The sequence below is a fragment of the Streptomyces alkaliphilus genome, from assembly GCF_014141535.1.
Taxonomy (GTDB): Bacteria; Actinomycetota; Actinomycetes; order Streptomycetales; family Streptomycetaceae; genus Streptomyces; species Streptomyces alkaliphilus.
Map to the genome: position 1 here is coordinate 1 of NZ_VKHT01000905.1, position 2,040 is coordinate 2,040.

Annotated in this window: 1 protein-coding gene; it reads left to right on the plus strand. The window is 70.0% G+C overall.

Features of this window, described 5'->3' with window-relative positions; translation table 11 throughout:
- Window positions 1–40 precede the first annotated feature (40 nt).
- Window positions 41–1,966, plus strand: coding sequence for a TIGR03960 family B12-binding radical SAM protein (locus FNQ90_RS20995; RefSeq protein WP_182607786.1), 1,926 nt, complete (start codon window positions 41–43; stop codon window positions 1,964–1,966).
- Window positions 1,967–2,040: the final 74 nt, after the last annotated feature.

The window sequence follows — 2,040 nt, forward strand, 5'->3', positions numbered from 1 at the left end:
CCCCGTGCCGCCCCCCGATCCCGTCCCGAAAGTGTCCCCCATGCCAGTCGAGTCGGTCTTCCCGCGCCTGGAGGCCCTCCTCCCGCACGTCCAGAAGCCGATCCAGTACGTCGGCGGCGAGCTGAACTCCACCGTCAAGGACTGGGACTCCTGCGACGTCCGCTGGGCCCTCATGTACCCGGACGCCTACGAGGTCGGTCTGCCCAACCAGGGCGTCATGATCCTCTACGAGATCCTCAACGAGCGCGAGGGCGTCCTGGCCGAGCGCACCTACAGCGTCTGGCCCGACCTGGAGAAGCTCATGCGGGAGCACGACCTCCCGCAGTTCACCGTGGACGCGCACCGCCCGGTGTCCGCCTTCGACCTGTTCGGCGTCTCCTTCTCCACCGAGCTGGGCTACACCAACCTGCTCACCGCCCTGGACCTGGCCGGCATCCCGCTGGACGCGGTGGACCGCACGCAGGACCACCCCGTGGTGGTCGCCGGCGGCCACGCCGCCTTCAACCCCGAGCCGATCGCCGACTTCATCGACTGCGCGGTCCTCGGCGACGGCGAGCAGATCGTGTTGGAGATGACCGACATCGTCCGGGCGTGGAAAGAGGAGGGGCGCCCCGGCGGCCGGGAGGAACTGCTGTTCCGCCTCGCGCGCACCGGCGGGGTCTACGTGCCGCGCTTCCACGACGTGGAGTACCTCGCCGACGGCCGCATCTCCCGGGTGGTGCCCAACCGTCCGGGCGTGCCCTGGCGGGTCTCCAAGCACACCGTCATGGACCTCGACGAGTGGCCCTATCCCAAGCAGCCACTGGTCCCGCTCGCCGAAACCGTCCACGAACGGATGTCGGTGGAGATCTTCCGCGGCTGCACCCGCGGCTGCCGCTTCTGCCAGGCCGGGATGATCACCCGACCGGTCCGTGAGCGCTCCATCACCGGCATCGGCGACATGGTCGACAAGGGCCTGCGCAACACCGGCTTCGAGGAGGTCGGCCTGCTCTCGCTCTCCTCCGCCGACCACAGCGAGATCGCCGACGTGGCCAAGGGCCTCGCCGACCGCTACGAGGACGAGAAGATCGGTCTCTCGCTGCCCTCCACCCGGGTCGACGCCTTCAACATCGACCTGGCCGACGAGCTGACCCGCAACGGTCGCCGGTCCGGCCTGACCTTCGCCCCCGAGGGCGGCTCGGAGCGCATCCGCAAGGTCATCAACAAGATGGTCTCGGAGGAGGATCTGATCCGCACCGTCGCCACCGCGTACGGCAACGGATGGCGGCAGGTCAAGCTCTACTTCATGTGCGGGCTGCCCACCGAGACCGACGAGGACGTGCTCCAGATCGCCGACATGGCGACCCGGGTGATCGCCAAGGGCCGCGAGGTCTCCGGCTCCAACGACATCCGCTGCACCGTCTCCATCGGCGGCTTCGTCCCCAAGCCGCACACCCCCTTCCAGTGGGCCCCACAGCTCTCCGCCGAGGAGACCGACGCCCGCCTGGAGAAGCTGCGCGAGCGCATCCGCGGCGACAAGAAGTACGGCCGCTCCATCGGCTTCCGCTACCACGACGGCAAGCCCGGCATCGTCGAGGGCCTGCTCTCCCGCGGCGACCGTCGGGTCGGCGCCGTCATCCGCGCCGTCTGGGAGGCCGGCGGCCGCTTCGACGGCTGGCGCGAGTACTTCTCCTACGACCTGTGGATGAAGTGCGCCGGGGCGACCCTGCCCCCGCAGGGCGTGGACGTGGACTGGTACACCACCCGCGAGCGCGGCTACGAGGAGGTCCTGCCCTGGGACCACCTCGACTCCGGTCTGGACAAGGACTGGCTGTGGGAGGACTGGCAGGACGCCCTCGACGAGACCGAGGTCGAGGACTGCCGCTGGTCCCCCTGCTTCGACTGCGGGGTGTGCCCACAGATGGACACCTCCATCCAAATCGGCCCGACCGGGCGCAAGCTGCTTCCGCTCACCGTGGTCAAGTAGGCGGCCGGAACCGGGGCGTCCGACCCGACGGACGCCCGCCACGCGCCCCGCGCGGCCCGCGTGACCGTCACGGT

Excerpts from the sequence above, each read along its gene's own strand:
- FNQ90_RS20995 (WP_182607786.1), top strand. The coding sequence starts at position 41 with ATGCCAGTCGAGTCGGTCTTCCCGCGCCTGGAGGCCCTCCTCCCGCAC.